This is a genomic window from Rhodococcus sp. BS-15, from assembly GCF_000813105.1.
In the GTDB taxonomy this organism is placed as follows: Bacteria; Actinomycetota; Actinomycetes; order Mycobacteriales; family Mycobacteriaceae; genus Rhodococcoides.
Map to the genome: position 1 here is coordinate 1 of NZ_BAOX01000315.1, position 5,438 is coordinate 5,438.

Consider the following 5,438-nt stretch of genomic DNA (forward strand, 5'->3'; position numbering starts at 1 on the left):
GGGGACAACGCCGTGGCCAACGGCTACGGCACCGCGGGGTGGTTCGGCGTCCTCGGTATCGGAGTGGGGGCGGCGGGCGTCGCCTGATCCTCGGAAAGCGGTGGGGACGGTCCATCGCCACCGTCGTACAGCTGCTGCTGCTCCCCGTCGTGTGGTCGCTGTTGACCGGATCGCATCAGACCGTCTACGGCGTCGCCCTCGGAGCAGTGGTCGTCGGCGTACTCGTGTTGCTGTTCAGCCCGCCGTCCTCCCGGTGGATGGCCGCCGAATACAGCGACGTCGACGACGAGCTCCGTTGAGATAGTCGTTCAACGCGCCCGGGTGGCCAGCTCTGCCAACGCGTCCTCGGTCAGGCGGAACGTGGTCCACTCGTCCTGTGGCTCAGCACCGAGCGATCGGTAGAAGCCGATCGACGGGGTGTTCCAGTCCAGCACCGACCAGGCCAATCGCGTGTATTGCCGATCTACGCACTCGGCGGCCAACGCGGCGAGCAATGCAGTTCCGAAGCCTTCTCCCCGCGCGGCGGGCTGCACGTAGAGGTCCTCCAGATAGATCCCGTTCACACCGTCCCAAGTGGAGAAGTTCAAGAACCACAGCGCGCATCCCGCCACCGTGCCCTCGTGCTCGGCGACGTGTGCGAACACCGACGGCTGCGCTCCGAACAGCGCAGAGCGAAGCTGCTCGTCTCGAACGGTGCACAGCGAGGACGACTTCTCGTACGCGGCGAGTTCGTGCACGAGAGCGGTGATGGCGGGAACATCGGCCTCGGCGGCGCGGCGAATCATTCGGGGTTTCCTTTCGGTGCCGTGGCGGCGGTGAGAATCGACGGGTGCACGTTGTGCGCCACGAGCTGGCGAAACGAATGCTCGAAGCCGAGCACCGAATACGCGGCGGGCGAGAGTGCGAAGCGTTTGCCCTCGGTGATGGGTGCCTCGGTCCAGCCGGCGATCAGTGCCCGCGAGAAGTGGCCGTGGCCGACCAACACGACGTCGTGGCCGCTCAACAACGGTAGGACGACCGAGAGCACCAGCTCGACGCGCACGGCGATGTCGCCGATGGACTCACCGCCCGGGCACGGATGCGTCCAGACGGTCCAGTGCGGCACCGTCTCGTGGATCTGCGTCGACGTGATGCCCTCGTAGTCGCCGTAGTCCCACTCCGACAACGCATCCCACGTTCGATCGACCTGCAGGCCTGCGAGCTCGGCGGTTCTGCGAGCGCGCTCTCGCGGGCTCGTGATCACCAGGGGATCGCGCAGCTTCAGTAGTCGGAGGAGTGATCCGGCCTCGACGGCCTGTTGCTCGCCGGTGCTCGTGAGGGAGACGTCGGTGTTGCCGGTGTGTTTGCCGGCCAGCGCCCATTCGGTCTCGCCGTGCCGAAGTAGAACGACTCTGCCGGCCTCGCCGCCGCCGTGTGTGGTCATGCAACGATCATGCCTGCCCGCAGGATGTGGCTCTTGTCATAGGTGGCCTGCGGATGTGTCCGATTTGTCGATTGAGTACGGACCTACCGGCCGGTTACTCTCGTTTCGATTCTTCACTTTCTCGGGCGACACAGGTCTGCCCGTCGTGCCTCACAGCTCCTTCTCATCGCCTGGAGAACCATGACCGACCTGCACAAGCCCGCGTCGCCCGATGCTCCGGAGAAGCTCGACGGTGCGTTGTTGAAGATCGCCGGGGTCGTCGTCCTCGGGGCCATCATGTCGATTCTGGACGTCACCGTCGTCAGCGTCGCGCTCCGGACGTTCACCGACGTCTTCGACACCACCTACGCCAACGCCGCCTGGACGATGACGGGTTACACGCTCGCCCTGGCCACCGTCATACCCCTGACCGGGTGGGCTGCCGATCGGCTCGGAACCAAGCGCCTCTACATCACCGCGCTGGTGCTGTTCGTCCTCGGTTCGGTGCTGTGCAGCTTCGCCTGGGACATCACCTCGCTCATCTTCTTCCGAGTGCTGCAGGGACTCGGCGGCGGCATGCTGATGCCGCTGGGCATGACGATCATGACGCGCGCCGCAGGCCCCGAGCGGATCGGGCGCGTGATGGCCGTGTTGGGCGTCCCGATGCTCATCGGGCCCATCGCAGGACCCATCCTCGGCGGCTGGCTGATCGAGGCAGCGAGCTGGCACTGGATCTTCCTCATTAACCTGCCGATCGGCATACTCGCCCTGATCGCGGCCGTGGTGATCTTCCCCAAGGACAACCCGACCCCGTCCGAGTCCTTCGACTTCCGCGGCATGCTGATGCTCTCGCCCGGCCTCGCACTGTTCCTCTACGGCGCGTCCTCGGTCGTCGAAACCGAAACCGTTCTCGCGGTCAAGGTGCTGGTCCCGGTCATCGTCGGGCTCGTGTTGATCGTCCTGTTCGTTTTCCATGCCCTGCGTGTGCAGCATCCGCTGATCGATCTACGGCTGTTCGGGAACAGATCGCTCACCGTGGCCGTGATCACCACGACGCTCTTCATGGTCGCCTTCATGGGCGCGGGTCTGCTGTTCCCGAGCTATTTCCTGCTTCGCGGCGAAACGACGTTGACGGCCGGGCTGCTGCTCGCCCCACAGGGCATCGGCGCGATGATCGCGATGCCGATCGCCGGAGTGATCGCCGACAAGTTCGGTCCCGGCAGGATCGTGCTGGTGGGCATGGTGCTCATCACTGCAGGGATGGCGGTGTTCACGCAGGTCGGCACCGACACGTCCTACACGCTGCTCATCGGCGCACTGTTCGTCATGGGCCTCGGCCTCGGTTCGACGATGATGCCCATCATGACGGCCGCCCTGCAGACGCTGACCGACGACACTGTTGCACGTGGCTCGACGTTGATGAACATCGTTCAGCAAGCGGCCGGCTCGATAGGTACCGCGCTGATGTCGGTGGTGCTGACCGCTCAGCAGAAGCCCGCACTGACTGCGACCAGCCAGGTCGAGGCGTTCGACATCTCGGCCAGGGCGTTCGGCACCACCTTCATGGTCGCGCTGGTTCTGATCGTCGTCACGTTCGTTCCCGCGTTCTTCCTGCCCCGGACGAAGCACGTGACCGAGCGGTCCGCGGCACCGATCGCGCTGCACTGACGCGCCCGAGAGATGCCGAACCCTCGCTCATCGGCTCGATGTAGGCAAGGATCAGGGCCGTGACGACAATTCTCGCGGTAGCGAATCAGAAGGGCGGCGTCGCCAAGACCACTACGGTGGCTTCGCTCGCGGCTGCGCTGCATGCTCTCGATCGACGAGTCCTGGTGGTCGACCTCGACCCGCAGGGCTGTCTGACGTTCTCGCTCGGACACAACCCGGACAAGCTCGATTCCTCGGTTCACGAAGTGCTGACCGGGGACGCGAAGGTCGAGGACGTCCTGATCGAGACCGCGGAAGGAATCGTGCTGCTGCCGGCGACGATCGATCTCGCCGGTGCGGAAGCGTTGCTGTTGATGCGTGCGGGTCGCGAATTCGCACTCAAGCGGGCGCTCGCACCGATCCTCGAGGATTTCGATGTCGTCGTCATCGATTGTCCGCCGTCGCTGGGAGTGCTGACCCTCAACGGCCTCACCGCCGCTCAGTCGGTGTTGGTGCCCCTGCAGTGCGAGACTCTCGCGCATCGCGGGGTCGGGCAGTTGTTGCGAACGGTGTCCGAGGTACAACAGATCACCAACCCGACCTGGCGCTGCTCGGTGCCCTGCCCACACTGTTCGACGCCCGCACCACGCACAGCAGGGATGTGCTCGGCGATGTCTCGGACCGCTATTCGTTGCCGGTGCTCGCGCCGCCGATTCCGCGGACCGTACGCTTCGCCGAGGCCAGTGCATCGGGCGCGACGGTACTTTCGGGCCGAAAGAACAAGGGTGCGCAGGCCTATCGAGAACTCGCCGAGAATCTGCTGGCGTACTGGGACGGCGAAGCCGATCTGAAGACCTACGATCCGGCGGAGTAGAACGAAGCTCGTGCGAACGAGTCAGCCGAGCGCGACCACGTCGGTACCGCGTTGCTCGACGACCACATCGCCGATCACCGACATCTGTATCGGGCCGTCGTAATCGCCTCGGTCGACCGGAATATCGGCCCCCCTGACACCGGTGGAGAGATCGACCACCGAGATGCCGTCTGGCACGGGTACGAGGAGTCGTCCGGCCATGACCGTTCCACTCCCGAGGCTCCGGGGACGGTCCACAGAGGACCGAGGTTGTTGGAATCGAAGGCCTGGACTCCCGAGCCGGTGAACCAGGTGAGCACCGAACCTGCCTTCGTCGCAGGGAAATTGGGGGAATCCGGGGTAGGGGAGGAGCCGGCCGGGAGAGCGAATTCGGATATTCGCGCGGCCGCGTCGTCGTAGAATCCCACCCGGTCGGGTGCGCCGTTCTCCGCTGGAATGTACAGCGCGACAATGCTGCCCGTGATCGCGATGATCCGCCCGGCAGTCGGTGCGCCGGACTCGGGTAGGAGTTCCGGTACCACCGTCGACCCGTACTCCTCGGGTTCACTCGCGTCCTTGGGCGCAGGATTGATCAGCGACAATCGGGCAGCGGCCTCTCCCGGGCACTGTTCGAGCACGGCCGTACGTGAGTTCGTCGACGCCGAGGACAGTAGTGTGCATCCGGTTCTCGGCTGACTACCCGGATTGACCGGGGCATCCACTCGACCGTATTCGAGGGTGCGCACCAGGTCCGACCGCCACAGCTCCATGCGGGTGTCGCCCCTCGACGTCACATAGGTGCCGTCGGAGGACAGTCGGACCGCATCGTCGGCGTCGGATGTGCGCTGGGCCTTGCGTTCTCCGGTGGGCCCGTCGAGTTCGGTCACCTGAGAGCAGCCGCGGTCGTCGCGGTATACCGCGACCGCGGTGTTCCACGACGCGACCACCGAGCAGAGCGGGAGATCGCGTGTGTACGACCAGGATTGCTCACCCGACCGTGGATCGCGGCCGAGGACGGAGCCCCCGTCCGCAGTCACCACCGTGGATCCGGTGACGACAGGAAGCGGGGTTCGCGTCGAATCCGTCGCTGCACTCGGCGCGCGCCACAATTCCGTGAGCGCAGTAGGCACCGCGGTCGCGGGTTCGGCCTGAGGCAGTGGCTCCTCGGCCGGTATCGAGGCAGTTCCGCGAGCATCACCGGTGAACCACGCGATGCTCGCGGCGACAACCACCACCACTGCGATGACGGCGGCGACGACGAGGTCGGTTCTCGTCCGACGTTCTGGAGCCAGCACGGCGGGAGATTACTCCGATGCGCTCGCAGTCGACGGTCCGGCATCGGCGGACGATCCACTGGGGCGACGACGCCTGCGGCGGCGCGGAGCAGTCTTGGTGGCCGTGTCGGTGGTCGCTGTGTCTGCCGTATCCGACTGTTCGGCAACCGAATTCGCGGCGGAAGCGGATTGGTTCTTGGTTGCGGCCGAGCCTGCGCCGTTGTCGCCGTCCTGTCCTGCGCGGGTGCGCCTGCGACTGCGC

General features: G+C 65.6%; 3 protein-coding genes and 4 pseudogenes. 3 read left to right on the plus strand and 4 right to left on the minus strand.

Annotated elements, in window-relative coordinates; translation table 11 throughout:
• Positions 1-299: pseudogene (locus RHBS_RS23665) on the plus strand (hypothetical protein); the annotation flags it as partial.
• Positions 300-308: 9 nt separating this feature from the next.
• Here RHBS_RS23665 and RHBS_RS23670 read toward each other — a convergent pair.
• Both RHBS_RS23670 and RHBS_RS23675 read right to left on the minus strand, forming a co-directional pair.
• Positions 309-785, minus strand: coding sequence for a GNAT family N-acetyltransferase (locus tag RHBS_RS23670; protein ID WP_121870279.1), 477 nt, complete (start codon positions 783-785; stop codon positions 309-311).
• A complete protein-coding gene (locus tag RHBS_RS23675) occupies positions 782-1,423 on the minus strand; it encodes an acid phosphatase (protein ID WP_121870278.1) in 642 nt (213 codons plus the stop codon). The genes RHBS_RS23670 and RHBS_RS23675 overlap by 4 nt, the downstream gene beginning before the upstream one ends.
• 180 nt (positions 1,424-1,603) lie before the next feature.
• Here RHBS_RS23675 and RHBS_RS23680 point away from each other — a divergent pair, with 180 nt between their 5' ends.
• Together RHBS_RS23680 and RHBS_RS23685 are read left to right on the plus strand one after the other, a co-directional pair.
• Positions 1,604-3,070, plus strand: coding sequence for a DHA2 family efflux MFS transporter permease subunit (locus RHBS_RS23680; protein WP_128646572.1), 1,467 nt, complete (start codon positions 1,604-1,606; stop codon positions 3,068-3,070).
• 59 nt (positions 3,071-3,129) lie between these two features.
• Positions 3,130-3,923, plus strand: a pseudogene (locus tag RHBS_RS23685) (ParA family protein).
• Between the two features lie 21 nt (positions 3,924-3,944).
• Here the strand turns inward: RHBS_RS23685 and RHBS_RS23690 are convergent.
• Positions 3,945-5,197: pseudogene (locus tag RHBS_RS23690) on the minus strand (hypothetical protein).
• A 9-nt stretch (positions 5,198-5,206) separates the two neighbouring features.
• Positions 5,207-5,438: pseudogene (locus tag RHBS_RS23695) on the minus strand (ATP-dependent helicase); the annotation flags it as partial.